This window comes from Nonomuraea cavernae, assembly GCF_014646355.1.
Lineage (GTDB): Bacteria > Actinomycetota > Actinomycetes > Streptosporangiales > Streptosporangiaceae > Nonomuraea > Nonomuraea cavernae.
On record NZ_BMNH01000003.1, the window covers coordinates 274,767 to 298,518 of the forward strand.

General features: G+C 71.5%; 19 protein-coding genes. 11 read left to right on the forward strand and 8 right to left on the reverse strand.

Annotated features, from left to right (window positions below):
* Positions 1-88: 88 nt before the first annotated feature.
* From IEY82_RS08110 to IEY82_RS08125, 4 genes are read left to right on the forward strand one after another with little or no spacing between them, the layout of a single operon-like run.
* A complete protein-coding gene (locus IEY82_RS08110; protein WP_189123381.1) occupies positions 89-832 on the forward strand; it encodes an AMP-binding protein in 744 nt (247 codons plus the stop codon).
* A gap of 52 nt (positions 833-884) precedes the next feature.
* Complete coding sequence (locus tag IEY82_RS08115) at positions 885-3,302, forward strand: LuxR C-terminal-related transcriptional regulator (RefSeq protein WP_189123382.1); 2,418 nt, start codon at positions 885-887, stop codon at positions 3,300-3,302.
* A 57-nt stretch (positions 3,303-3,359) separates the two neighbouring features.
* The gene (locus IEY82_RS08120; protein ID WP_189123383.1) at positions 3,360-3,749 is read left to right on the forward strand and encodes an AMP-binding protein; all 390 of its coding nucleotides are present in this window, start codon (positions 3,360-3,362) and stop codon (positions 3,747-3,749) included.
* Between the two features lie 16 nt (positions 3,750-3,765).
* Entirely contained in the window at positions 3,766-4,518 is a 753-nt protein-coding gene (locus IEY82_RS08125) for an alpha/beta hydrolase (protein ID WP_189123384.1), read from the forward strand.
* A 253-nt stretch (positions 4,519-4,771) separates the two neighbouring features.
* Here the strand turns inward: IEY82_RS08125 and IEY82_RS08130 are convergent, their stop codons facing one another.
* The gene (locus IEY82_RS08130) at positions 4,772-6,205 is read right to left on the reverse strand and encodes an aldehyde dehydrogenase (protein ID WP_189123385.1); all 1,434 of its coding nucleotides are present in this window, start codon (positions 6,203-6,205) and stop codon (positions 4,772-4,774) included.
* Between the two features lie 134 nt (positions 6,206-6,339).
* Positions 6,340-9,342 carry a M14 family metallopeptidase gene (locus tag IEY82_RS08135; protein ID WP_189123386.1) on the reverse strand — a complete coding sequence of 1,001 codons (3,003 nt, stop codon included), beginning with the start codon at positions 9,340-9,342 and terminating at the stop codon, positions 6,340-6,342.
* A 220-nt stretch (positions 9,343-9,562) separates the two neighbouring features.
* Between IEY82_RS08135 and IEY82_RS08140 the strand changes: the two genes are divergently transcribed.
* The gene (locus tag IEY82_RS08140; protein ID WP_189123387.1) at positions 9,563-10,459 is read left to right on the forward strand and encodes a VldE C-terminal domain-containing protein; all 897 of its coding nucleotides are present in this window, start codon (positions 9,563-9,565) and stop codon (positions 10,457-10,459) included.
* Between the two features lie 43 nt (positions 10,460-10,502).
* On the opposite strand, the gene IEY82_RS08145 is transcribed toward IEY82_RS08140, so the two are convergent.
* Both IEY82_RS08145 and IEY82_RS08150 read right to left on the reverse strand, forming a co-directional pair.
* Entirely contained in the window at positions 10,503-12,026 is a 1,524-nt protein-coding gene (locus tag IEY82_RS08145; protein ID WP_189123388.1) for an FAD-dependent oxidoreductase, read from the reverse strand.
* Positions 12,027-12,059: 33 nt separating this feature from the next.
* On the reverse strand, positions 12,060-13,370 hold the full coding sequence (locus tag IEY82_RS08150; RefSeq protein ID WP_189123389.1) for a GH1 family beta-glucosidase: 1,311 nt from the start codon (positions 13,368-13,370) through the stop codon (positions 12,060-12,062).
* Positions 13,371-13,463: 93 nt separating this feature from the next.
* Between IEY82_RS08150 and IEY82_RS08155 the strand changes: the two genes are divergently transcribed.
* On the forward strand, positions 13,464-14,102 hold the full coding sequence (locus IEY82_RS08155; protein WP_189123390.1) for a TetR/AcrR family transcriptional regulator: 639 nt from the start codon (positions 13,464-13,466) through the stop codon (positions 14,100-14,102).
* Positions 14,103-14,123: 21 nt separating this feature from the next.
* Here the strand turns inward: IEY82_RS08155 and IEY82_RS08160 are convergent, their stop codons facing one another.
* On the reverse strand, positions 14,124-15,047 hold the full coding sequence (locus tag IEY82_RS08160) for an aldo/keto reductase (RefSeq protein WP_189123391.1): 924 nt from the start codon (positions 15,045-15,047) through the stop codon (positions 14,124-14,126).
* Between the two features lie 465 nt (positions 15,048-15,512).
* Here IEY82_RS08160 and IEY82_RS08165 point away from each other — a divergent pair, with 465 nt between their 5' ends.
* From IEY82_RS08165 to IEY82_RS08175, 3 genes are all read left to right on the forward strand, one after another.
* Positions 15,513-15,872, forward strand: a complete 360-nt coding sequence (locus tag IEY82_RS08165; protein ID WP_225262401.1) for a MerR family transcriptional regulator — start codon at positions 15,513-15,515, stop codon at positions 15,870-15,872.
* A gap of 37 nt (positions 15,873-15,909) precedes the next feature.
* Positions 15,910-16,206: an RpnC/YadD family protein gene (locus IEY82_RS08170; protein ID WP_189123393.1), complete on the forward strand. Its 297-nt coding sequence runs from the start codon at positions 15,910-15,912 to the stop codon at positions 16,204-16,206.
* Between the two features lie 135 nt (positions 16,207-16,341).
* The gene (locus tag IEY82_RS08175; protein WP_225262404.1) at positions 16,342-17,796 is read left to right on the forward strand and encodes a penicillin-binding transpeptidase domain-containing protein; all 1,455 of its coding nucleotides are present in this window, start codon (positions 16,342-16,344) and stop codon (positions 17,794-17,796) included.
* 179 nt (positions 17,797-17,975) lie between these two features.
* On the opposite strand, the gene IEY82_RS08180 is transcribed toward IEY82_RS08175, so the two are convergent.
* Positions 17,976-18,830 (reverse strand): NmrA/HSCARG family protein, encoded by an 855-nt coding sequence (locus IEY82_RS08180; protein WP_189123395.1) that lies wholly within the window; start codon positions 18,828-18,830, stop codon positions 17,976-17,978.
* A 50-nt stretch (positions 18,831-18,880) separates the two neighbouring features.
* A complete protein-coding gene (locus IEY82_RS08185) occupies positions 18,881-20,143 on the reverse strand; it encodes an MFS transporter (RefSeq protein ID WP_189123396.1) in 1,263 nt (420 codons plus the stop codon).
* Between the two features lie 79 nt (positions 20,144-20,222).
* On the opposite strand from IEY82_RS08185, the gene IEY82_RS08190 reads away from it, so the two are divergent.
* Both IEY82_RS08190 and IEY82_RS08195 read left to right on the forward strand, forming a co-directional pair.
* Positions 20,223-21,110: a LysR family transcriptional regulator gene (locus IEY82_RS08190; protein WP_225262406.1), complete on the forward strand. Its 888-nt coding sequence runs from the start codon at positions 20,223-20,225 to the stop codon at positions 21,108-21,110.
* A gap of 19 nt (positions 21,111-21,129) precedes the next feature.
* Positions 21,130-21,753, forward strand: coding sequence for a GtrA family protein (locus IEY82_RS08195; protein WP_189123598.1), 624 nt, complete (start codon positions 21,130-21,132; stop codon positions 21,751-21,753).
* On the opposite strand, the gene IEY82_RS08200 is transcribed toward IEY82_RS08195, so the two are convergent.
* A complete protein-coding gene (locus IEY82_RS08200; RefSeq protein WP_189123398.1) occupies positions 21,744-23,606 on the reverse strand; it encodes an ABC transporter ATP-binding protein in 1,863 nt (620 codons plus the stop codon). The two genes, IEY82_RS08195 and IEY82_RS08200, sit on opposite strands and share 10 nt — an antisense overlap.
* Positions 23,607-23,752 lie beyond the last annotated feature (146 nt).

Here is a 23,752-nt window from a genome sequence, read left to right on the forward strand (position 1 = left end):
CTTGTCCCGGTTCAGCGGGGCGAGGTACATACCGGGTTGCACAATTGTGTGCATGCCGGGGAAGGCCTGGGGTCCCTACATTGACGGCATGACCTGGACAGAGCTGGTGATGGGCGCGGCGCCGACGCGGGGCGACCGACCGGCGGTGACCGACGTCAGGACCGGCGAGGTGCTGTCCTACGCCGCCTTCGCGCGGCGGGTCACGCACGTGGCGGCCGGGCTGCGCCGCCACGGGCTCCGCTACGGCGACCGCGTGCTCGTCGACCTGCCCCTCGGCGCCGGACTGGCGGTCGCCGTGCACTCCGTCGCCTGGTCCGGCGGCGTCGTCGTGCTCGGCGCCTCCGGCGCCGCCCGGATGATGATCGTCCATCGCGGCTTCGACGCCGACGCGGTCGACGTGCAGCACGTCTTCAGCATGGAGCCCGTCTCCGGGGCCAAGCCGTTCGCCGACCTGATCGGCGAGCGCACGGTCGAGTTCGGGCCGCTGGCCGGTCCCGCCCTGAGCGTCGACGGTGAGCGGATCCTGCACCACGACGAGCTGGCCGGAGACCTGCGGAAGCTGGCCACCCGGCTGCTGGTCGGCCCCGACGACGTCGTGCTCGCGGCGGTGAGCGACGCGTTCAAGGGCCTGCGGGTGCTCGACCTGGCCATGATGGCCGGCGCGCACGTCGTGATCGCGCACGAGCCCAGCCTGATCGGCTGCCGGGTGCTGGCCCACGAGCGCGCCGCCACGCTCGTCGTCGCCCCGTACGACCTGGCCAGACGCCTGCTCGGCGACCCCACGCTGCGCGTCGTCGACGAAAGGGCGGTCGTCAGCTCCCTCGCCCTGTGAAAAGTGCGACACTGTGGAAGAGTGTGATCCTTCCGCGACGCAGGGTGACCACATGCCTGACTCCCCCCGGCACAACCTCCCAGCCGAGCCCAACCGGTTCGTCGGACGCGAGCGTGATCTCGACGACCTGTGCGGGATGTTCGGCGACACGCGTGTGGTCACCCTGTGCGGCGTCGGCGGCATCGGCAAGACCCGGCTGGCCCTGCGCGTCGCGGCCCGGCTGGTGCCCTCCTACTCCGGTGGCGTGTGGCTGGTCGAGCTGGCCAGGATCAACCGGCCCGAGCTGGTGGTGCGCGAGATCGCCAGGGTGCTGGGCGTGCCCGAGGAGCACACCCGGCCGCTGCTCGACACCGTGGCCGCGCGGCTGGGCGGCACGCGCTGCCTGCTGCTGCTCGACAACTGCGAGCACCTCGTCGACAGCTGCGCCGAGGTGAGCGCCAGGCTCGTCGCCTCGTGCCGGCGGCTGAGCATCCTGGCCACCAGCAGGGAGCCGTTGCGCATCGCCAGCGAGCTGGTCTGGCGGGTGCCGCCGCTCGACCTGCCCGAGCCCGGGGCGCCCGACGCCGAGGCGGTGCGGCTCTTCCGCGACCGGGCGGCCGCCGTGGGCACCCGGCTGGGTCCCGAGAGCCAGGCCGACGTGGCGCGCCTGTGCCGGGCCCTCGACGGGCTGCCGCTCGCGCTGGAGCTGGCCGCCGCCCGCACCAGCCTGCTCAGCCCCGGGCAGATCGCCGACCGGATCGACGACCGCTTCTCGCTGCTCACCACCGGCGAGCGCACCGCCCCGGCCAGGCAGCGCACCCTGCGGGCCGCCGTCGAGTGGAGCCACGACCTGCTGTCGGCCAAGGAGCAGGTGCTGCTGCGCAGGCTCTCGGTCTTCGCCGGGTCCTTCGACCTCGACCTCGCCGAGCAGGTGTGCGCCGAGCTGCCCATCTCCGGGGCGGAGATCGTCGACCTGCTGGGCGGGCTGGTCGACAAGTCCCTGGTGTTGTGTGACGAATCTCGCAGGCGCTACCGCCTGTTGGAGACCATCAAGCGTTTCGCCGCCGAGCGGCTGGCGGCGGCGGGTGAGCACGAGGTCGTCCGCGACCGTCACCTGCACGTGCTCTGCGAGCTGATGCAGCGGCACTTCACGGTCGAGCTGTCCGAGCGCCGGCTGCCGTGGGCGCGGCGGCTGGCCGCCCTGACCGCGAGCCGCACGCTGCTCGACGACCAGCGGGCGGCGCTCGACTGGGCCATCGAGTCGGGCAGCGCGTCGCAGGGCCTGCGGCTGTGCTTCCGCAGCACGGGCCTGCTGCCGGTGAGCGGTCTGACGGAGATCGTCGGCTGGGTGGAGCGGCTGCTCGCCCTCGATCTGAGCCAGGTGCCCGTCCATCAGATCGCCCTGGCCAAGGCCTACCTCGCCTACGGCCTGGAGGCTCGCGACGAGCTGCCCCGTTCCCTTGAGCTGGCCACGGAGAGTCTGCCGGGCCTCGCCGACGACCGGTTCCGGGCCTGCGTCGTGCACAACCTGCTGGTCATGGTGTGGTTGCGCCTGGGGCGGGCCGAGGAGGCGCTGCACCACGCCGAGCGGTGCCTGGCCGTGGCCACGGCCGCCGGCGACCAGTGGAACCAGGCGGCGGGGTTGGCCGGGCTCTCGGCCGTGGCCCTGGTGCGCGGCCGGTTGCGCGAGGCCCAGCGGCACGGCGAGGAGGCGCTGGAGCGGGCGCGCGAGCACGGCCACCGGTGGATCCTGGCCCGGGTGGCGACCCAGCTCGGCGCGGTCGCCGAGGCGCGTGGCGACCTGGTGACGGCCATGGCCCACTACGAGGCGGCCGTCACCTGGCTGCGGGAGCTCGGCACCGGAGTCGAGCTGGCCCGCTGCCTGGCGCGCGCCGGGCGGGTCGCGGCCCTGCTGCACGAGTTCGCCACGGCCAGAGAACGGCTGGCCGCGAGCCTGTCACTGAGCCGGCACACCGGGCAGCGCCAGGGCGTGGCCCGCTGCCTCGTGGGGCTGTCGGTGCTCGCCGAGGCCGAGGGTGACCTGGAGGCGGCGGTCCTCGCCGCGGCCGCGGCGGCCACGCTCCGGGAGTCGATCGGCCAGCACTCCGCCGCGACCCGCATCGAGGAGCTGCTCGCCCGCGCCCGGGCCAAGCTCGGTGAGGGCCGCGCCTCCTTGCTCTGGTCGCGGGGCCGGACGATGAGCCCCGCCGACGCCGCCCAGCGTGTCCTCGACGGGGAGCGGCCGGCGCCGGCCGACCGGGCGCCCCGGCCGCGTTCCGCCCGGGTCCCGCACTCGGTGCTGACCCCGCGCGAGCGGGAGATCGCCGCGCTGCTGACCCGGGGGCTGTCCAACCGGGCCATCGCCGAGGAGCTCGTGATCAGCCCGGCCACCGTGGCCAGGCACATCGCCAACATCATGGAGAAGCTCGGCTATACCTCGCGCGCGCAGATCGCGGTGTGGGCCGCCGAACATCCTGAGGCTTCTGCATAGCGAAGTGCATATTCCGCCCCATGTACGCCCGAGATGCCCCTCCCTACCGTGGTCGGCATGGATGAGCGCATCGTCATGGTGGACTCGGCGACGGGTCTGCGGCTCACCGAGGGGGAGTTGGACGAGTGGTCGGCGGCGGCGACCGTCCAGCTCCGCCGCAGGGGAGTGCGGCTGGGCGACTCGGTGCTCATCTGCCTGCCCGTCGGGCCCCATCTGCTGGTGGCGACCGACGCGGTGATCGCCGTCGGCGCGGTCGCCTGGCCGCTGCCCGCCGAGCTCGACGCCTGCGACCTGCGCCGGCGCATCCTGGCCAGCCACGCGCGCGTGATGATCTCCGATCTGCCCCAGGCGCTCGACGCGGCCGACGGCTCGCGGGTGCGGACCGTGGTGAGCGTGGCTGACCTGCGTGTCCTGGCGCCCTCTCGGCGCGATGCGGACCGGCGGTGACCCTACGCTTGAGGTCATGCCGCTCGCGCCACACTTCCCGGTCATGCTCAGGACCGACGACGGCGTCCGGATCGACGCCGCGCACACCCCGTCGGCCCGGTCCGACCTCGGCATCGTGGTGGCCCACGGGTTCACCGGCTCGTGGCGGGTGGGCGCGGCCCGCCGCATCGTCCACGCGCTCAGCGGCCACGGCGCCGTGATCGCGTTCGACTTCCGCGGCCACGGCCGCTCGGGCGGCGAGACCACGGTCGGCGACCTGGAGATCCTCGACCTGGCCGCGGCCGTGCGCCACGCACGGGTGATCGGCTACTCCCGGATCGCGGTGGTGGGCTTCTCGATGGGCGCGGCGGTGGCCGTGCGCCACGCGGCGCTGCTGGGCGGCGTCGAGGCGGTCGTGGCGGTCAGCGGGCCGGCCCGCTGGCACTACCGGGGCACCCGGCCGATGCGGCAGGTCCACTGGGCCATCGAGCAGCCCGTCGGGCGGTGGGCGGCCCGGATGGCCAAGCGCACCCGGATCGCGCGGGGCGCCTGGGACCCGATCCCGATGCCGCCCCACGAGGCCGCCGGGCTGGTCTCACCCACGCCGCTGCTGATCGTGCACGGCGACGCCGACGCGTTCTTCCCGCTGGAGCACGCCTGGCAGCTCTACGCGGGAGCGCGCGAGCCCAAGGAGCTCTGGATCGAGCCCGGGTTCGGCCACGCGGAGGCGGCGGCGACCCCCGAACTGGTCCGTCGCATCGGAAAGTGGATCGACTCGAACTTTTCCTGAGTAATACACGTCTACCTAGGGCGGATGGAACAAAACCGCAGGGAGAAAGTCCTTGGGGCAGGAAACCGCTACCGGCGGCGGACTGGGACATACTTCTTGTAGCTGGACGGTCGCCCACCGTGGTCCACGTCCAGCGGGCCGCTGAGGGGCCGGCGGGATGTTCACCTAGCGTTGCGGGGGCGCGCTGGGTGTCCGTCTCGCACGCGAGCAGGGCTCCGGCACACCGAAGTGCCGGAGCCCTGCGAACGCTCCGTCAGCCCAGGCGGGCGATGGTCTTGTACTCCAGGTAGCCGCTGAGCCCCTCGGGGCCGAGCTCGCGCCCGATCCCGCTGGCCTTGTAGCCGCCGAAGGGCGTGTTGGCCTCCAGCATGTAGCAGTTGACCCCGTACGTGCCGGTGCGCACCTGCCTGGCCACGTCCATGCCGTGCTCGGTGTCGGCCGTCCAGACGGTGCCGGCCAGGCCGTAGTCGCTGTCGTTGGCGATGCGTACGGCATCGGCCTCGTCCTCGTAGGGGATCACGGCCAGCACCGGGCCGAAGATCTCCTCCCGGGCGATCCTCATGTCGTTGGTCACCCCGGCGAACACGGTCGGGGCGACGTACCAGCCGCGGTCGTAGGGCCGGTCGAGTCCGCCGACGACGACCTTGGCGCCCTCGTCCATGCCGGCCTTGATGTAGCCCTCGACGCGTTCCTGCTGCCGCTTGGCGACCAGCGGGCCGATGCCGGTGCCCGGGTCGGCGGGGTCGCCGACGGGCTGCGAGGTCACCATGTTCGCGACCGCCTCGACGACCTCGTCGTAGCGGTTGCGCGAGGCGAGGATGCGGGTCTGCGCGACGCAGGCCTGGCCGTTGTTCATCAGCGAGGCGAGCGCCAGCATGCCCATGCTGGAGGGGAGGTCGGCGTCGTCGAGGACGATGGCGGCCGACTTGCCGCCGAGCTCCAGGCTGACCCGCTTGAGCTGCTCGCCGCAGATGGCGGCGATGCGGCGGCCGGCGGCGGTCGAGCCGGTGAAGGCCACCTTGTCCACGCCCGCGTGGGACACGAGGTGCTCGCCCGCCTCACGACCGGCGGGCACGATGTTGAGCACGCCGGCCGGCAGCCCGGCCTCCAGCACCATCTCGGCCAGCAGGTAGGCGTCGAGCGGGGTCTCGGGGGCGGGCTTGAGCACGATCGTGCAGCCGGCCAGCAGAGCGGGGGCGATCTTGCTCATCGAGACGAACTGGGGGACGTTCCACGGCACCACGGCGGCCACCACGCCCACCGGCTCGCGCCGCACCGTCACCGGGCCGAACAGGCCGGGCCGCTGCTCCTCCTGCTCGAACGTCGCGCCGTACTCGGCGTAGAACTTCAGCATCCCGAGCGGCTGGGGCGCCTGCGCGAGGTTGGAGAAGGTGATCGGTGAGCCCATCTCCTCGGTGATCAGCGCGGCCATCTCGCCCTGCCGGGCCTCGTAGATCGCGGCCAGCCGGCCGATCGCCGCGGCCCGCTCGGCGAACGTCATGCGAGGCCAGGGGCCGTGGTCGAAGGCCTCGCGGGCGGCGGCGACCGCGCGCTCCATGTCCTCGGGCGTGCCGTCGGGCACCCGGCCGACGACCTCCTCTGTCTGGGGGGAGATGACGTCGATGGTGCCGGTGCCCGCCGGTGCCACCCATTCGCCTCCGATGAACAGCGTGTCGTGCTGGCGCATGATGTGAGCCTCCTGCAGACCGAATGCTTGCTTGTTTGTGCACAGCCTCAAGGTGACCGAACCATGTTCTGTCCGCGCACGCAAGAGGGACGCGGCAGGTACGCCGCGCCCCTCCCCGTCACGCTCGCCCCAGATCAGCGCCGATCTCCGAGCAGATGCCGCATCGACCGCTTGACCAGGTCGGTGCGCATCTCCTGCGTGGTCAGGCTCTCCACGCCGAAGCCGAGGTAGACGGTGTCCTTGGTGGTGACGCCGCCGCCCTCCTCGAACACCTGGTCCGTGCGGAACCAGTTGTTGATCGAGGGCGAGGTGCCCTCCGGCGGGTCGCCGACCGTCCAGCCGCCCAGGTCGGCCTCGAACGACGTCGACTCGCTCGCCGCGCCGTCCAGGGTGACCGCGAAGTCGTCGAGGAAGACGCCCGCGCCCTGGGTGGCCCAGTCGCTGATGTACGAGATCGACAGCTCGACCCGCTTGCCCGCGTACGGGGTCAGGTCGATCTTCCACTGCTGCCAGCCCGCGGAGTTGCCGCTGGCCGCGTTCCACGAGCCCGAGGTGCCGGTCGGCGAGCAGTCGGCGCCCTGGTAGCGCTGGGTGAAGGGGTGGATCGTGCGCCAGCCCGCGCCGCCGCTCGGCGGTGCGCAGCTGCTGCCCGTCGACTGCGTGGTGTGGCCGTTGGCGTCGGGCAGCGTGGTCCAGTCGTCGCCGCCGGCGGTGCGGGCCTCCACGGTCAGGAAGTCCCAGTCGGCCTCGGTGTCGTACGACGTCCAGAACGACAGGTCGCCCGAGGTCTTGCCGGTGAGGTCGATCGTCTTGGTCAGCCGCTTCCACGAGACGTCGGCGATGCCGCTGTAGACGTCCCAGGAGCCGGTGTGCGGGTCGAACGGGCCGCCGGGCCGTACCCACTTGACGGGCGCGGAGCTCGCGAACAGCGGGAACCGGTCGGCGGGCAGGATCGCCGAGGTCGCCACGAACGAGTTCGTGTGGCTCGGCTCCAGCGTGGCGTTGAGGCCGTCGAAGCGGCCGCCCACGCCCTTCAGCGCGAACGGCTGACCCGTGTCGTGGTCGGTGCCCGCGTCGTCGAAGTAGACGTAGGCGCCCAGGTAGTACTGCTGGAAGTCGTTGAACACCGGGATGCACGGCGGGTCGTTCGGCGTCGCGCACTCCGGCTGGGCCGGCTGGTCGGGCTGGTAGTAGTAGGCGCCGTTGTTGTTGGCCGCGTACGACGGGTACTTGCCCGCGTGCAGCAGCTTGCCGCCCTCGTTGAGGTAGTCGCGGACGGCCAGTTCGGTGTCGACCCCGGCCTTGGACGTGGTGCCGGGCACCTGGCCCACGCTGCGCGGGATGATGTCGTCGCCGGTCTCCCAGACGACGGCCTTGTAGTGGCTGAGCACGCCGAGCGGGTGCGGCGCCTTACGGCCCATCTTGTCCAGGTCGTAGACGTCGGAGCTGTAGCCGGCCTCGTCGAGCGCCTTGGCGTAGTCGTCGGCGTACTTCGCCTCGGTCACGCCCTGCGCCGGGCTGATGCCGGTGACGTCCTCGGCGGCGAGCACCAGCACCTTGCCGCCGATGTCGTCGGCCACCTTGTAGGTGAAGTCGGCGCTCTTCTTGCCGAGCGAGGTGAACCAGACCTTCACGCTGTCACCCGGCCTGGTGCCGGTGATCTTGCCGCGCAGCCGGTGGTAGTAGCGGTCGTAGCCCTTGCCGTAGCGCTCTCCGCCCTTCCACTCGCTGGTCAGCGCCGTCTTGGTACGGCCGCCGTTGACCTGGTACCTGAGCGCGACGGGGCCCAGCCGGCGCTTGGCGTTGACCTGGACCACCTGGTCGCGGCCATGGCTCACCTCGAAGGGGTCGATCACGAAGTCGGGCGTCCTGTTGCCCAGGTGGCTGACCGGCTCGACCGGGTTGACCGCGGACTTCGCGACGTCCAGGGCGAACGGGAGGTTCTTCTCGAACTCCGCCTGCACCAGCGCCTCGTCGTCGGGGAAGACGAACCCGCAGCCGTCACAGCCCTCGTTGAGCTCCGGGGTCCAGGACAGCGTGCCGTACTGGCGGTGCGCCTGGTCGTTGGTGTCGCCGTTGGTGGTGTAGAGCTCGGCGCCGAGGTCGGGGTCGAAGCCGGGGACCGCCGGGTTGGCGTCGGTGCCGGTCAGCGCCTCGTAGATCGGGTTGTCGGCCGTCTCGGTGGCGATCTGGAAGCCGATCGGGTAGAGCAGCAGCGGGCCGAACGAGTGGTAGTTGAGCTGCATCTCGAACCCGACGCGCTTCAGCAGGCCGTCCATGGCCCTGGTCTCCGGCTCGCTGGCCGGCCCGGTGCCCCGGTAGGTCTCGCTGCTCGGGATCGAGGAGGAGCCCTCCTCGTCGTAGTGGAAGTTCGTGGGGAAGTTGCGGTTGGGGTCGACGCCGTCACCGCTGGTGATCCGGCCGTCGCCGTTGACGTCGCGCAGGTTCTTGCGCCACAGGCGGTTGCCCTCGGTGAAGGTGAAGTCGTAGCCGTCGGGGTTGGCCACCGGCACGAACCACAGCTCGGTCCTGTTGAGCAGGTCGCGCAGCGCCGACTTGTTGGCCACCACGTACTTCAGCAGCCGCATGTCCACCTCGGCGGCGATCCACTCGCGGGCGTGCTGCGTCGCCGAGTAGAGCGTCGAGGGCTTGATCCCGTCGGGGAGCGCCCTGGCCAGGGTGCTGACCTTGACGGCGAGGATGTCCTGGCCCCTCAGCGTCTTGCCGATGGACTGGATCTTGACGATGTCCTTGTTGGCGTTGGCGATGGCTCTGAGCTGGTCGGCGATGCCGCCGGGCTCGGAGTAGGACTTCCAGACCGTGTAGCCGCCCGCGGCCTGCGTCCTCGCGGCCTCCAGCTGGGTCTGGCCCTGCGGGTTGCGCACGGGTTCGGGCTTGTGGCCGAGCTTGCGCAGCCCGTCGAGGTCGGCCTGGGCGGCGGTCAGCTCGATGTGCTCCTGGCCGCCCTTGTTCTCCTGCTGGACGATGTCGAAGCCCTTCTCCCGCAGGATCTGCCCGGTGCCGGGAGGGCTGTCCAGCTGGTAGAGCTCGATCCGGTCGCCGGGTGGCAGCGGGTCCACCTCGGCGTGGGCTTGGACGGCGACCAGGCAGGTGCCGAGGCCGAGAACGACGGCCATGAGTGAGGACGATAAACGAGACACGGTCTGCCCCTTCGCAGAGAGTTCGCCGCCATCTCAAACCGACTCGACGGTCCCGGCAAGGCCCAAAAACTTATCGTGCTCTTATTTCCGACAAAGTAGGCATGCATCACCTAAGACACATGGGTTCCATCGTTCGGATGACAGAAATAAAGATCATCTTCTATAGTTTCGGTCCGTCTATGAGGGGAGGACGGGCGTGAGACTGGGTCGCCGCACCGCACTCGCCGCCCTCCTCGCCGGGCTGCTCGCCCTCCCTCCCTCGCGGCCGGCCTCGGCCGACCCCAGTCCGGCCGAGCTGCGCAAGCTGACCAAACAGGCGGCGCAGCTCAACGACCTCTACCGGGGCCAGATCCAGAGCCTTGAGGAGATCAGGATCCAGGCCGGCAAGGCCACCCAGACCTCCGGCGCCCTGCAGGCACGGCTCGACAGGGCCAGGGCCGACGTCGCCGACATCGCCCGCAACGCCTACATCGTGGGCCCGCTCGACGGCACCCAGCTGTTCGGCCTCGGCGGCGAGCCGCACAACGCGCTCGGCCACGCGGCCAACATGGCCTACATCGCCCACGAGCGCACCAGCCAGGTCCAGCGCATCGAGAAGCTGATCGACGACTCCAAGAAGGCCAAGCTCGCCGCCAACGACAAGATCAACAAGCTGCGCAAAGAGATCAAGGTCATGCAGGGCAAGCGCCGCGAGATGGAGCGGCTGCTCGCCAAGTACGGCTTCCAGCAGCCCGGCGGCTCCAGCGGGCTCACCCAGCGCATGATCACGGTACGTGCCGAGGTCATGCAGAACTTCCCGATGCCCTACGGCGTGGGCTGCCTGCGCTCCGGCGACCCCGGCGAGCACGGCAAGGGACGCGCCTGCGACTTCATGATGTCGGGCGGCGGCCGGGTGGCCTCCGGCGCCGACGCCGACCGCGGCGACGCGCTGGCCGAGTACCTCATCCAGAACGGGTCGCGGCTCGGCGTGATGTACATCATCTGGAAGCAGCGCTACTACGACATCCGGTCCGGCGGGGGCTGGGACCCCATGTCCGACCGCGGCGGGCCCACCGCCAACCACTACGACCACGTGCACGTGTCGGTGTTCTAGCGCGGTTCCAGCACGGGCGTCCGGGGCGGTCTCCGACGCTGTTCTAGCGCCGGATCCCGCGCCGTCCGGCGAGGTCGCGGCCGACGAGGCGGCCGAAGGCCATCGCCGGGGTGAGGCACATGCCCGAGCAGAACGCGTTGCCGTTGACGGCCGCCGAGCCGATGACCTCGCCGACGGCGTACAGGCCGGGGATGATCTGCCCGTCGGCGCGGCGCACCCGCGACCGCGTGTCCACGTCGAGCCCGGCGAACGTGATCAGCGTGACCGGATGGTTCTCGATCGCGTAGTAGGGCGGCTCGGCGATCGGCGCGGGCAGGTGGCGCCGGCCGAAGTCGGGGTCCCGGCCGCCGGCCACGAAGCCGTTGTACCTGGCCACCGTCTCCAGCAGGCCCTCCCGGTCGATCCCGGCCAGCTCGGCGAGCCCGCCCAGGTCGCCCGCCCGGTGCACGCCGCGCCGCCGCCCGCACCGCTCGGCCAGCTCGGCCGCGCTCCACCCGTGCACGATCGGGTACGACTCGCGCAGCGCCCGCTCGTCGAACACCATCCAGAACGTCATCCGCTCGATCGTGGTCAACGCCCGTTCCTTGCGGTCGATGCTCGGCTCGTCCTCGGCGATCCACCGCCTGCCGCGCGGGTCGACGTAGATCTCCCACGGCGGCCGCTCGACGGCGACCAGCTGGGGCCGGTGCGTCCAGTCGACCCGGGGATCGTCGCCCTCCGGGGGCAGGCCGCCGAACGTCGGGATGTACCTGCCGGTGCCCTGCACGGCCGCGCCGGCCCGCCGGCCCATCAGCAGTCCGTCGCCGGTGGACGTGGGCGCCGCCGACGTGGTCAGCGGCGCTCCCTCCAGCTCGGCGAACAGCTCCGGCGCGAAGCCGAAGCCGCCGGTGGCCAGCACCACCGCCCCGGCCCGCCACCGGGTCCCGTCCTCGGCCACCACCCCGGTCACCCGGCCGTCGCCGTCTTGGGCGCCGGTGGCCGGCCCGTTCCCGGCCCGCGCGCCGCTGGTCGGCGGCGCGGTCAGCAGGTCGGTGATCCGGACTCCGCACCGCAGGTCGATCCGGCCCGCCGCCTGGTGGGCGGCCAGCAGCGGGCGCAGCACGGCCAGGATCGCCGGTCCCCCCGGTACGGCGGAGGCGTGGACCGTGCGCGGCGTGAGGTACGGCTCGTGCCCGTGCACGATCCGGGGAGTCGCCGGGTCGATCGCGAACCCGGCCGCCAGCAGCCACTCCAGCACGGCCGGCTGCTCGGCGAGCGACACCCGGGTCAGGTCCTCGCGCGCGGTGCCCCGGCTGATCCGCCGGATGTCGGCGAGGTGCCGCTCCGGGTCGTCCTCGATGCCGCGTTCGTACTGGGCCGAGAATCCGCCGGCGGACAGGTGCCCGCCGGAGAAGTGCAGCGCGCCTCCCACGTCGTCCGCCTTCTCCAGCAGCAGCACACGGGCCCCGGCGTCGGCGGCGGCGATGGCGCAGGCGAGCCCGCCGGGGCCCGCCCCCACGACGATCGCGTCCCACGTGGCGGGCGGCTCGGGCTCTCGGACGTCATCTGCGGACCATGTCGCTGCCATGAGGGAAACAGTGTTTCCCGATATGCGGTGGCGTCAAGAGGGCGGCCGGTCGCCGCCGGCCAGGCGGCGCCTGAGCCAGTGGTAGGACGCCTTGGGGGTGCGGCGCTGGGTGGCGAAGTCGACGTGGACGAGGCCGAAGCGCTGGTGATATCCCTCGGCCCACTCGAAGTTGTCCAGCAGCGACCAGACGAAGTAGCCGCGCACGTCGACGCCCTCCCGACGGGCACGCTCGACCGCGTCGATGTGGCCGTCGAGGTAGGCGATGCGCGCCTGGTCGTCGACGCCGGCCGGGGTGAGCTCGTCCGGCTGGGAGCAGCCGTTCTCGGTGACGTAGACGGGTGGGAGGGCGGTGCCGTACCTCTGGCGCAGGCCCGTCAGGAGCTCGCGCAGACCGTCGGGGACCACGGGCCAGCCGAAGGCGGTGGTGGGATAGCCGGTGACGCCGACGTCCGAGAAGGGGAGGCCGTCGCCCGTGGGAGCGGCGATCCTGGTGGGGTTGTAGTAGTTGACGCCCAGGCCGTCCAGCGGGGCCGAGATCGTGGCCAGGTCACCGTCGCGGACCTCCACCTCGGTCCCGTACGCCGACAGGTCGGGATACGAGCCCAGCAGGACCGGGTCGTTGAACAGCCGGTTGTGCAGGGCGTCGTAGGCGGCCGCGGCGGCCAGGTCCTCCTCCGAGTCCGACGCGGGCCAGACGGGGGTGCAGTTGTTGGTGATCAGCACCTGCCCGGCGCCCGCAGCCCGCAGCGCCTGTACGGCCAGGCCGTGGCCGAGCAGCTGGTGGTGCGCGACGGGGAGGGCGTCGAGCAGCAGGGCCCGGCCCGGGGCGTGGACGCCCATGCCGTAGCCGAAGGCCATGTGCACGAACGGCTCGTTCAGCGTGATCCACATCGGGACGCGGTCGGCCAGCCGTTCGGCGACGACGCCGGCGTACTCGGAGAACCGCTCGGCGGTGTCGCGGTCCAGCCACCCGCCGCGGTCCTCCAGCGCCTGCGGCAGGTCCCAGTGGAACAGGGTCGGCACCGGCGTGATGCCCGCCGCGAGCAGCCCGTCGACCAGCCGCTCGTAGAAGCCGAGACCGGCCGGGTTGGGCGCGCCCGCGCCGTCCGGCTGGATCCGGGGCCAGGCGATCGAGAAGCGGTAGGCGTTGACCCCGAGGTCCGTCAGGAGCCCGAGGTCCTCGCGCCAGCGGTGGTAGTGGTCGCAGGCCACGTCGCCGGTGTGGCCGTCGCGGACGCGGCCCGGCTCGTGCGCGAACGTGTCCCAGATGGAGACGCCCCTGCCGTCCTCGGCGACGGCTCCCTCGATCTGGTAGGCGGCCGTGGCCGTACCCCAGAGAAACATCAGCGGCTCCTCAAATTATGCGAGTGCTGCTCATGTTAATCGTCTTGGGAAGTCAGAGCCTGTCCCCGTGGGAAATAAGCGAGGATGGGGGGCATGACCAGTGCCTTGCGCCGCCGTCCAGCCCAGCGCCGCAGTGTGGAGCGGGTGGAGCGGATGCTCGACGAGTGCGCGCGCCTCCTGGACGAGCTCGGTTACGAGGCGCTGACCACCAAGGAGGTCGCGCGGCGGGCCGGGGTGCCGATCGGCACGTTCTACCAGTTCTTCCCCGACAAGCAGGGCCTGGTCCGGGCGCTGGCCGTGCGCAACCTCGACGCGTTCCTGAGCCGGGTGAGTGAGCGGATCGCCGAGGCCCACCTGGGGCACTGGACCGATCTGGTGGACCTGGCGATCGACGAGTTCGTCGCGATGAAGCGCACCACGCCGGGGTTCGCGGTGGTCGACTTCGGCGAGGTCCTGGCCCGGCCGGGAGGGCCGCCCCTGGAGGGCACCCGCCGGACCCTCGACCGGGCCCAGGACAACAACGTCGTCGTGGCCGAGCGCCTGCGAGCGCTCGCCGTCGACCTGCTCGACGCGCCTCCGGGCGACGGGCTCGACCGGGCGCTGCTGGTGGCGGTGGAGGCCACCGACGCGGTGCTGAAGGTGGCCTTCCGCATCCAGCCCGACGGCGACCCGTTCATGATCGCCGAGTGCAAGCTGCTGGTCCGCCGCTACCTGGCCGAGCATCTCCCGTAGCCGCGGCTCGCGGCGGCGGGGTCAGCAGGGGGCGTCGAGCCGCGCGCGGAGGTCGTCGTCGAGCTTGAGGTCCGCCGCGCCGACGGCCTCATCGAGCTGGGCCATCGTGGAGACGCCGACGATCGGGACGTACCCGTCGGCCAGGAGCCAGGCCAGCACCACCTGGTTGGGCGTGACGCCCAGCTCCGACGACACCTCGCGCAGCACGGCGAGCCGCCGGGTGGTGCCCGGATGATCGTAGATCTCCGGGATCGGCCGGTCGGCCCGCGTGTAGGCGCCCGCCATCAGCGTGTTGTACGCCCACAGCGTCAGGTCGGGCTCGGCGCGGACGTAGTCCAGCATCTCGTCCGTGGCGAGCACATGGCCCGACTCCGCCATTCTGGTCAGCGGGCGGGGACGCAGGTAGGTGTGGCGGAGCTGCACGTACGTGTAGGGCAGTAGGCCGCGCGAGGCCGACAGGTTGCGCGCCCGGTCGAGCCGCCAGGCGGGCACGTTGCTGGCGCCCGCGCTGCGGATCCGGCCCTGCCGGGCGAGCGCGTCGAAGGCGCCCAGCGTCTCCTCCAGCGGCACCGAACGGTCCTCGATGTGCGCCCAATACACGTCGATGTAGTCCGTCCGTAACCTGCTCAGGCTGCCCTCGACGGCCTTGGCGACGGCCGGGGCGGACAGCCCCTCCGCCGAGTCCAGGGTGGTGTCGCCGGGGATCGTCGGGCGGGCGCCGACCTTGGTGCTCAGGAAGATCTCGTCGCGGTTGCCGCGGGCGGCCATCCAGGCCCCGACGGTCAGCTCGCTCTCGTCGCCGGAGCAGCCCTCGGCCCAGAACGGGTAGTTGTTCGCAGTGTCGATCATGGTGCCGCCCGCCTCGGCGAAGCGGTCCAGGAGGGCGAAGGAGTCCTTCTCGCCGACTGTCGTGCCGAAGGGGATCGTGCCGAGTGCGATGTTCATCGGGAACCTCCGAGGAGACCCCCGCCTTCCGGCGAGGGAGGAATCGGACCCCTGCGGAGCAGGGCAGGGGCAGGCGATTCGCCGCCAGGCGGACCGCCGTCGAAACGCCGCACGACACCGCGCGGTTCGGTAGTGTGTTCGACGGTGGCGACAACCAAGCCGCCGGACGAACGATCGGAATTACCCTCGCCGCAGGGCTTGCGGAGAGGCGAAACGCCTGTGGAGCCGGTGTAGGACCTCAACGAGAGTCCTCTCTCGGGCGGGCGACCGGCGGTGAAGCAGGAAGCCCGACCGGCGACGGTCGGAATCCCGGTTCTTCAGAGCCGGGAGGATGTCAAGGGATGACTGTGGAAGCTGGAGTGCACTCCATGTCAAGCGCTCAACAAGTGCCCGCGTAAGAGCATTTTTCGGTACGAACGATCTCGCGTTGACCTGGAGTGCACTCCAGGTGCGATGCTCTGGGGCGTGAGCGTCTACACACCCGCCGAAGTGGTCGAGGAGACCGGCTTCACCCTCGACACCCTGCGCTACTACGAGAAGATCGGCCTGCTGGAGCCCGTGGGCCGCAACGCTGCCGGGCAGCGCCGGTTCAGCGAGGAGGACGTGGGCTGGCTCGGGACGATCCGGTGCCTGCGCGACACCGGCATGCCGATCGCCGAGATGCTCCGCTTCGCCGAGCTGACCCGTGCCGGCGACCACACCATCCCGGATCGCATCAAGCTCCTCGAAGAGCACGATCACCGCGTCGAGGCCCAGATCGAGAACCTCGTGGAACGCAAGCGCTACATCAGGAACAAGATCTCCTACTATCAGAGCGTCCTCTGAAGCCGGAGGCCGTGCACCTGTTTTCATGGAGGAGATCATGACGTCCACCGACTGGCCGGTTTACACACCTTGGGCCCGCGAACACTACGGTCGCGGTCTCCAAGAGGGCATGGCCGAAGGGAAAGCCGAGGGGAAAGCCGAGGGAAAGGTCGAAGGGAAGGCCGAGGAGGCGGCCCGGTCGGTGCTGCTCGTGCTGGATGCCCGGGGCTTCCACGTCACCGAGGAGACACGTGCCCGGATCCTGTCCTGCACGGATCTCGCTCAGCTCGAGACCTGGCTCACCGGCGCGGCCACCGCTCAGGCTGTCCAGGACCTGTTCGGTGACGTGGGCTGATCCCCAGATCGCCAACCTCACCGAGCGGCAGCGCCACCTCCACAACAAGATCTCCTACTACCGGAGCCTCCTGTAGCCCTGGCTTGGCGGGCCGCCTGTTAGACGTGATCCATGGCCGGGCCGAGGGCGAGACGGATGAACATCCCGCTGAGACGGGTCGCCCTGGTCTGTGGAGCGCTGCTGTTCTCCCTGCTGGCGAACATCACCTATCTGCAGACGCTCGGCGTGCGCCGCTTCGGCGCCGACCCGCGTGACCAGCGTGCGCTCCTCGCCAGGTTCGCGCACCCGCGCGGCGACATCCTCACCTACGACGGCCGGACCATCGTCAGGAGCCGGCCGAGCAGGCGCGGCCCGTACGAGTACCGGCGCGTCTACACCAACGGCGAGATGTACGCCCCCGTCACCGGCCACATCGCCCTGCACCAGGCCACCGGCGTCGAGCAGGCCGAGAACGGCGTGCTGTCCGGGGACGACCCGAAGGTGCGGATGCGCAGGCTGATCAACGACGGCGACGCGGGCGGGGCCGACGTCAGGCTCACGATCAGGGAACGCGTCCAATGGGCCGCCTACCAGGGCCTCAGGTCGACGGGCCGGCCCGGCGCGGCGGTGGCCGTCGACCCGGCGACCGGCGCGATCCTGGCCCTGGCCAGCTACCCGTCGTACGACCCCGGCGCCTACTCCACGCTCAACGCGGACCGGCTGGTCAGGGTGGACCAGCGGCTGAGCCACGACCCGAGCCGGCCGCTGCTCAACCGGGCCCTGGAGCGGAGCTACCCGCCGGGCTCGGCCTTCACCGTGGTCACCGCGGCCGCCGCGCTCGCCTCCGGCGAGTACACGCCCGTGTCCCGCGTCGTCGCCCCCGGCCGCCTGCCGCTCCCCGGCGGCTCGCGCCACCTGTCCAACCCCGGCGGCCGGCCCTGTGGCGACGGCACGGTCGCGCTCAGCCGCGCCTTCCGGGGATCGTGCGACACCGCGTTCGCCGGGCTCGGCCTCCACCTCGGCCAGGACGCCCTGCGCGCCCAGGCGGAGGCGTTCGGCTTCGGCGCCGACGACCTCGCCGTCCCCCTGCGCGCCGTGCCCAGCACCTTCCCCGCCGGCCTGGACCGGGCCGGGACCGCGCTGACGGCCACCGGCCGGCACCTCGTCCGGGCCACGCCGCTGATGGTCGCCATGCTGTCGGCCGCCGTGGCCAACGAGGGGGTCCTGATGCGCCCGTACCTGGTGCAGGACGTACGTCTGCCGGACGGCTCGATCATCAACCGCGCCGACGCCTCGCCCTACCGCGTCACGCTGGCCGCGCCCGACGCCCGGCAGTTGGCGGCGATGATGGCCGCCGTCACCCGGCCGGGAGGCGCCGGCGAGGCGATCGCCATCCCCGGAGTCGAGGTGGCCGCCGGAAGCGCGCCGGCGGCCCTTCCCGGCGTCGAGCCGGCCGCCGCCGGGTCGCTTCGGGACCAGGCCGTCCTCACCGCCTTCGCCCCCGCGGACGTGCCCGAGGTGGCCGTGGGCGTCGTCCTCGAACAGGCGCCTCCCGACGACCCGTCCGCCGCCGCGATCGCCCGCGCCATCCTCCAGGCCGCCCTGTCCTGACGGGTCGCGCGTGCGGGATCCGCGTCTCAATCAGGCTGTCCTGTCCTGACGGGGCGCGCGTGCGGGCTCCGCGGCGGAATGAGCACTGGGTGCGCTGGAAAGGCCGGATCCGGGCTTGGTGCGCACCTGATCGTCGGCGCTGTCCCGGTCGGCCGTCGTCCGGGCCGATCTCCGATCTCCTACCGGTTCCTGCTCAGCCACGCCTCCAGGGTCAGCAACTCCGGGTACCGCTCGCGGAGCGCGGCGATATCGGCCTGGTACCCCTTCTCGTCGAACCAGTCGAACATCTTCGCCACCTCCTCTGCCCCGGCCCGCAGTTCCTCGATCGGCTGCCGCTCGAAGCGAGTCGGAATGCCGTCGACCCTGGTGAACACCTCGCCGATCTGCCGCACGGTCAGCTCGTCGCCGGCGATCTCGATTTTCTTGCCGATGAACTCGGCCGGCGTGTCGAACGCGTCCGCCGCGATCCGGCCGATGTCGACCAGCGCGATCATCTGCAGCGAGGTGTCCGCGTCCAGCGCGATCGAACCGACCCGCTCGCCGTTCTCCGCCTGCGGCAGCATGGACGGCCAGTTCTCCATGAAGAACACCGGCCGCAGCACGGTCGCGGGCACGCCGATGGCATCGATGTGCGCCTCGATCTCCGTCTTGGTCTCGAAGTGGGCGACGCCGGACTCGCGCCCGGCGGCGCCGACGGAGCTGTAGACGAGGTGCGCGACGCCCGCGGCTTGGGCCGCGTCGGCGACGTTCCTGCCCTGCCGCACCTCGACCGCGGGGTGTGGGTCGGCCACGTCGGCGGGCTGCACGCTGAAGACGCCGTGCGCGCCCTGCGCCGCCGCGCGCAGCGACTCCGGGTCGTCGAGGTCGCCGGTGACCAGCTCCGCGCCGAGCGCCTTGAGCTCCCTGGCTTTCTGCTTGTCCGGGCCGCGGACGAGGGCGCGCACCGCCCAGCCGTCGTCGAGCAGCCTGCGGGCGACGGCGCCGCCCTGGCCACCGGTCGCGCCTGTGACCAGGACGGTTTTCTTGTTCGACACTGCTGGATCCCTTCCATGGTGTGACGGTGACATTGGCGGCAGCGGACAGGTCACGTGGAGCCGGCCGGATGACGCCTCTCTTGGACATTTCGCCGTTCCAGCACCCACAGCACGAACATCCCGCAGGCCAGCACGCCTCCCAGGACGCTCACCGCCGTCCAGCCGCCACGCACCCACGCCACCGCGGCCAGCGCCGAGCCTGCGGCGCCGCCGGCGAAGAAGGCCGTCATCAACGCGGAGTTGAGCCGGTTGCGGATCTGCGGGCTCAGCGCGTAGATGACGTGCTGGTTGCTGTTGAGCACCGCCTGGTGTGCCAGGTTCAGCACGATCACCCCGCCGAGGAGCCACCAGAGGGAGCTCTCGCCCATGCCGATCAGCAGCCAGGCGGCGGCGAGCGCGGCGCTGCCGATCCCCGTGACCCGTTGCGCGTAGCCACGGTCGGCCAGCCGGCCGGCCACCGTCGTTGCCACCGTGCCCACCGCGCCCACCAGTCCGAGCAGTCCGATGCCCCCCTCGGACCAGCCGTAGGCCGGGCCGGCGAGCAGGAAGGTCACGGCCGTCCACAGCACGTTGAACGAGGCGAGTGAGAGGGCGGCGATGCCGGCCCGCCACCGCAACACGGGCTCGTGGCGGAACAGCGCGATCGTCGAGCGCAACAGCGCCGGGTACGACAGCCCGATCGGGGTGTGCAGGGGCGGTAGGAAGCGCCACAGCAGCACTGTCACCCCGGCGATGAGGATCGCGCTCACCCAGTAGACCGTCCGCCAGCCGCCGAGTTCGGCGAGCCCTCCCGCGACCGTACGGGACAACAACGCGCCCAGCATCAGCCCGCTCATCACGGTGCCGATCACTCGGCCGCGCTGCGCCGGTGCCGCGAGCGTGGCGGCGTACGGCACCACGACCTGGGCCGCCACCGAGGTCAACGCGGTGAGCACGGTTCCGGCCAGCAGCAGTGCTCCGTTGGGCGCGGTCGCCGAGACCAGCAGGAACACCGCGGTGGCCGCGTACAGCATGACAGCGAGCCTGCGGCGTTCCACCAGGTCGCCGAGCGGCACGAGCAGGATCAGACCCAGTCCGTAGCCGACCTGCGCGGCCGTCACGATCATTCCGGCCATCGTGGTGCTGAGCCGGAGTTCCCGGCCGAGCAGGTCCAGCAGCGGCTGGGCGAAGTAGTTGTTGGCCACCGAGAGCCCCGTCGCCGCGGACATCAGGAGCAGCAGCCCGCGGCTCAGCGGCGCGCGACCGTCTGGCACCTCGGCGGCCTCGTGGTGCGTCGTGACGCGTGGAGTGCCTGATCCGGCTGCGTTCGTCATGTCCCCAGCCTTGGGCATTGAGGATCAATGAGTCCAATGCATGTTTTTCACGGTAACGATCGTGATTCATGATGGATTCGTGGAACTCCAGCAGATGCGCTATGTGGTCGCCGTGGCGGAGACGGCGAACTTCACCCGTGCCGCCGAACGTTGCCGAGTCGTCCAATCCGCACTGAGCCACCAGATCGCCCGGTTGGAACGCGAACTGGGCGCCCGGCTCTTCGACCGCACCAGCCGCCGGGTCAGACTGACCCCCGCCGGCGAAGCGTTCCTGCCCGCTGCCCGGCAGGCTCTCGACGCCGCCGAACGGGCGCGCGCCGAGGTGGCGGCGGCCTCCGGGGAGCTTCGCGGCCAGCTCGCCATCGGCACCATCCCGACCGTCACGGCGGTCGACCTGCCGAGCGCGCTGAAGAGCTTTCACGTGCGCCATCCGCAGGTGCGGATCACGCTGCGCGTGGGGGCGAGCGACGAGCTGGCCGAACAGGTACGGCAGGGCACGCTGGACATCGCGTTCCTCGGGCTGCCGCCGGACGTGCGACCGAAGGGGGTCCGGGGGCGCGCCCTGGCGCGGGGTGAGCTGGTCGCGGTGGTGGCGCCCGGCCACCCGCTGGCCGACATGGCCGACGTGGATCTGCGCCGGCTGTCGAGCGAGGTGTTCGTGGACTTTCCCGCCGGCACGGCCGCCCGCGCTCAGTCGGACGAGGCGTTCGCCGCCGCCGGCGTCAGCCGTGAGGTCGCCTTCGAGGTGACGAACGCGGATCTCCTGGCGCGGCTGGTCCGGCTGGGTCTGGGGATCGGCATGATGCCCGCCGCCTTCGCCCCCGAACTCCGTGATGTGCGCGTCGTCGAGCTCCGTGATCCACCCACCCGGGTGGAGCACCTGATCTGGAGCCGCCAGCGCCCCGCACCGGCCGCCGCCGCGTTCCTGGAGGCCCTGGACCTCCCGGCAGCGCTCATGGTCACCTGAGTTGGCTCGGACTGCGCCCATGACCGGCCGGAATTGCCCACGGAACCGCGGAACCCGCGGCGCTGTTCGACTGGTGAGAAGATCGGGGGTGCTCCGAATAGCCAACGCAGTAGTCGCGAGATTGCCGGAACCACTGCGCGCACTCGCGCTGAAGCACCGCGAACCGCTGAAGTTCGCGGCGGTGGGTGGAACAGCGTTCTTAGTGGACAACACGGTGTTCTATGGGCTGAAGCTCACCTTCTTGGAACCGAAGCCGGTGACCGCGAAGATCATCGCGGTGCTCGTGGCGACGATCGTGTCCTACGTGCTGAACCGCGAATGGTCGTTCCGGACCAGGGGCGGCCGTGAGCGCCGTCACGAGGCGGCGCTGTTCTTCCTGGTCAGTGGCGTCGGTCTGGTGCTCAGCTCCGCGCCGCTATGGATCTCCCGGTACGTGTTCCGTCTGGAGACCCCGGAGGTGAGCCTGCTGACCCAGGAGATCGCCGACTTCATGAGCGCGCAGATCATCGGCACGCTGATCGCCATGGTCTTCCGCTTCTGGGCGCTGCGGAAGTGGGTCTTCCCCGACGAGAAGACCGAGTCGGGCGGCGTGCGACCGGCTCCCACTCCCGATTCCACCTCCACGTCGGGCGGTCAGCGGTAGGCCGAGGCCTGCAGGGTGTAGAGCTCGGTGTAGAGGCCGCCGAGCGCCATGAGCGTCTCGTGGTCGCCCTCCTCCGTGACGAGCCCGTGGTCGAGCACGTAGATGCGGTCGGCGTAGCGGACGCTGGCCAGGCGGTGGGTGATCAGCAGCACCGTCCGTCCGTCGGAGTGGCCGCGGATCCGCTCGAACAGCGCGTGCTCGGCCCGCGCGTCGAGGGAGGCGGTCGGCTCGTCGCAGATGAGCAGGTCGGCCTCCCGGTGGAAGCCGCGGGCCACGGCGATGCGCTGCCACTGGCCGCCCGACAGCTCGTGCCCGTCCTTGAAGCGCCGGTCGAGCAGCGTGCGGTAGCCGTGGGGGAGCTCGGCGATGACCTCGTCGGCCCCGGCCACCGCGGCGGCCGTGTGCAGGGCGGCCTCGCCCTTGCCGGTGCCCATCGTGATGTTGTAGCGGGCGTTGAGCGGCCAGCGTGTGTGATCCTGGGCGATGACCCCGGTGCGCCGGCGGATCGCTTCGGGATCGACCTCGCGCAGGTCGACGTCGTCCCAGGTGACCCGCCCGGTGTCGGGCTCGTACAGGCCCGACAGGATCTTGGCCAGGGTGGTCTTGCCCGAGCCGTTCTCGCCGACGAACGCGACGACCTCACCGCGTTTGATCTCGACCGAGACGCCGCGCAGCGCGGGGGTCTCGGAGCCGGGGTAGGTGAAGGCGGCGTTCTCGACGCTGATCCGCTCGAAGCGCGCCGGCGGCCGCCCGGGACGTGACACGGCCAGGCGGCCCTCGGCCTGATCGCAGAACTCGACGAAGTCGGTGAAGTAGAGGCCCTCCTCGTAGAGGCGGTTGGTGGCGTACAGGAGGTTGGCCAGGGAGGACTGGCCCGACCTGATGGCGAGCACGGCCGTGCCGGCCACGGCGAGCGGGATCGCGCCGACCGCGAGCAGGACGCCGAGTGCCACGTAGACGAGGGCGCTGCCGAGCCCGCCGAGCGCCTCGCCGACGATCCTGGCGATCGTCTGCCGCCTGGCCAGCCGGAGCAGCACCTCCTGTTCGGCCCGCGCCACCGAGTCGTACAACCGCAGCAGGAAACCGCGCATGGTGAACGAACGGACCTCGGCGGCCGGGCTGCGGTTGGCGAGTAACTCCGCGATGATCCACTTGTGCCGGTGAGCCGGGATGAGCGCGTAGAGCGTGGAGTAGCGCATCCGGGCGGCGCGCACCGTGGCCCACGCGTCGGGCAGCACGGCGAGCAGGAGCAGCGGCAGCAGCACCGGGTGCAGCACGCCGAGCACCCCGGCCACCGCCGCGATGCCGATCGCGGCCGTGACCACGTCGACGGCCAGCGCCACCACGGAGTCGGCGGTGGCCACGCCGCGCATCCGGGCCCGCTGGAGCGCGTCATGGAACTCCGGGTCGTCGTAGGCGACCAGGTCGACCCGGCTGGTCAGGCCGTAGAGGCGCTCCTCGGTCAGGCGGGTGATCTGGGGTTCGAGCCGCTGTTGCGCCCAGCCCGCGCCCGCCTGCGTCGCGGTGCGCAGCGCCGCCGCCGCGCCCACCATGACCAGGCTGGGCAGCGCCGCTCGCACCCGCTCGGGCGTCGGCCCCTCCTCGAAGAGCGCGGTCAGCACGCCGGTGGTGGCGAGCAGCCCGAACGCGGTGAAGACGCCGCCCAGCAGGCTCAGCACGACCGTCGCCACCGTGTCGCGCGGGCTGGCCCGCCAGGCCATGCCCATCGCCTGGCGGACGAGGGAGGGCAGCCGTCTGGCGATGGTCAGGAAACCCGCCTCGGCCATCTGGTCGGTGTGGATGTGCCACTCGGACAGGGAGATCTCGCCGAGTTCGAGGGGTTCGTCGGCCATACCGTTGGTTGTGCCCGGCGGGTCGGCACTTCCCCCTCGAATCGCGGCGCGGGGTGGGCGGGAGCCGTTGATCCGGACGCGTCCTACACATCGGGGCCGCGCGCGACTACATCCTCGAATGGCCATCTCGGCGCATGCGCGTTCCC

Bases quoted from the DNA above. Each gene is read 5' to 3' on its own strand.
- IEY82_RS08110 (WP_189123381.1), top strand. From the start codon at position 89: ATGACCTGGACAGAGCTGGTGATGGGCGCGGCGCCGACGCGGGGCGAC.
- IEY82_RS08115 (WP_189123382.1), top strand. From the start codon at position 885: ATGCCTGACTCCCCCCGGCACAACCTCCCAGCCGAGCCCAACCGGTTC.
- IEY82_RS08120 (WP_189123383.1), top strand. From the start codon at position 3,360: ATGGATGAGCGCATCGTCATGGTGGACTCGGCGACGGGTCTGCGGCTC.
- IEY82_RS08125 (WP_189123384.1), top strand. From the start codon at position 3,766: ATGCCGCTCGCGCCACACTTCCCGGTCATGCTCAGGACCGACGACGGC.
- IEY82_RS08130 (WP_189123385.1), bottom strand. From the start codon at position 6,205: ATGCGCCAGCACGACACGCTGTTCATCGGAGGCGAATGGGTGGCACCG.
- IEY82_RS08135 (WP_189123386.1), bottom strand. From the start codon at position 9,342: ATGGCCGTCGTTCTCGGCCTCGGCACCTGCCTGGTCGCCGTCCAAGCC.
- IEY82_RS08145 (WP_189123388.1), bottom strand. From the start codon at position 12,026: ATGGCAGCGACATGGTCCGCAGATGACGTCCGAGAGCCCGAGCCGCCC.
- IEY82_RS08150 (WP_189123389.1), bottom strand. From the start codon at position 13,370: ATGTTTCTCTGGGGTACGGCCACGGCCGCCTACCAGATCGAGGGAGCC.
- IEY82_RS08155 (WP_189123390.1), top strand. From the start codon at position 13,464: ATGACCAGTGCCTTGCGCCGCCGTCCAGCCCAGCGCCGCAGTGTGGAG.
- IEY82_RS08160 (WP_189123391.1), bottom strand. From the start codon at position 15,047: ATGAACATCGCACTCGGCACGATCCCCTTCGGCACGACAGTCGGCGAG.
- IEY82_RS08170 (WP_189123393.1), top strand. From the start codon at position 15,910: ATGACGTCCACCGACTGGCCGGTTTACACACCTTGGGCCCGCGAACAC.
- IEY82_RS08175 (WP_225262404.1), top strand. From the start codon at position 16,342: ATGAACATCCCGCTGAGACGGGTCGCCCTGGTCTGTGGAGCGCTGCTG.
- IEY82_RS08185 (WP_189123396.1), bottom strand. From the start codon at position 20,143: ATGACGAACGCAGCCGGATCAGGCACTCCACGCGTCACGACGCACCAC.
- IEY82_RS08195 (WP_189123598.1), top strand. From the start codon at position 21,130: ATGACCGGCCGGAATTGCCCACGGAACCGCGGAACCCGCGGCGCTGTT.
- IEY82_RS08200 (WP_189123398.1), bottom strand. From the start codon at position 23,606: ATGGCCGACGAACCCCTCGAACTCGGCGAGATCTCCCTGTCCGAGTGG.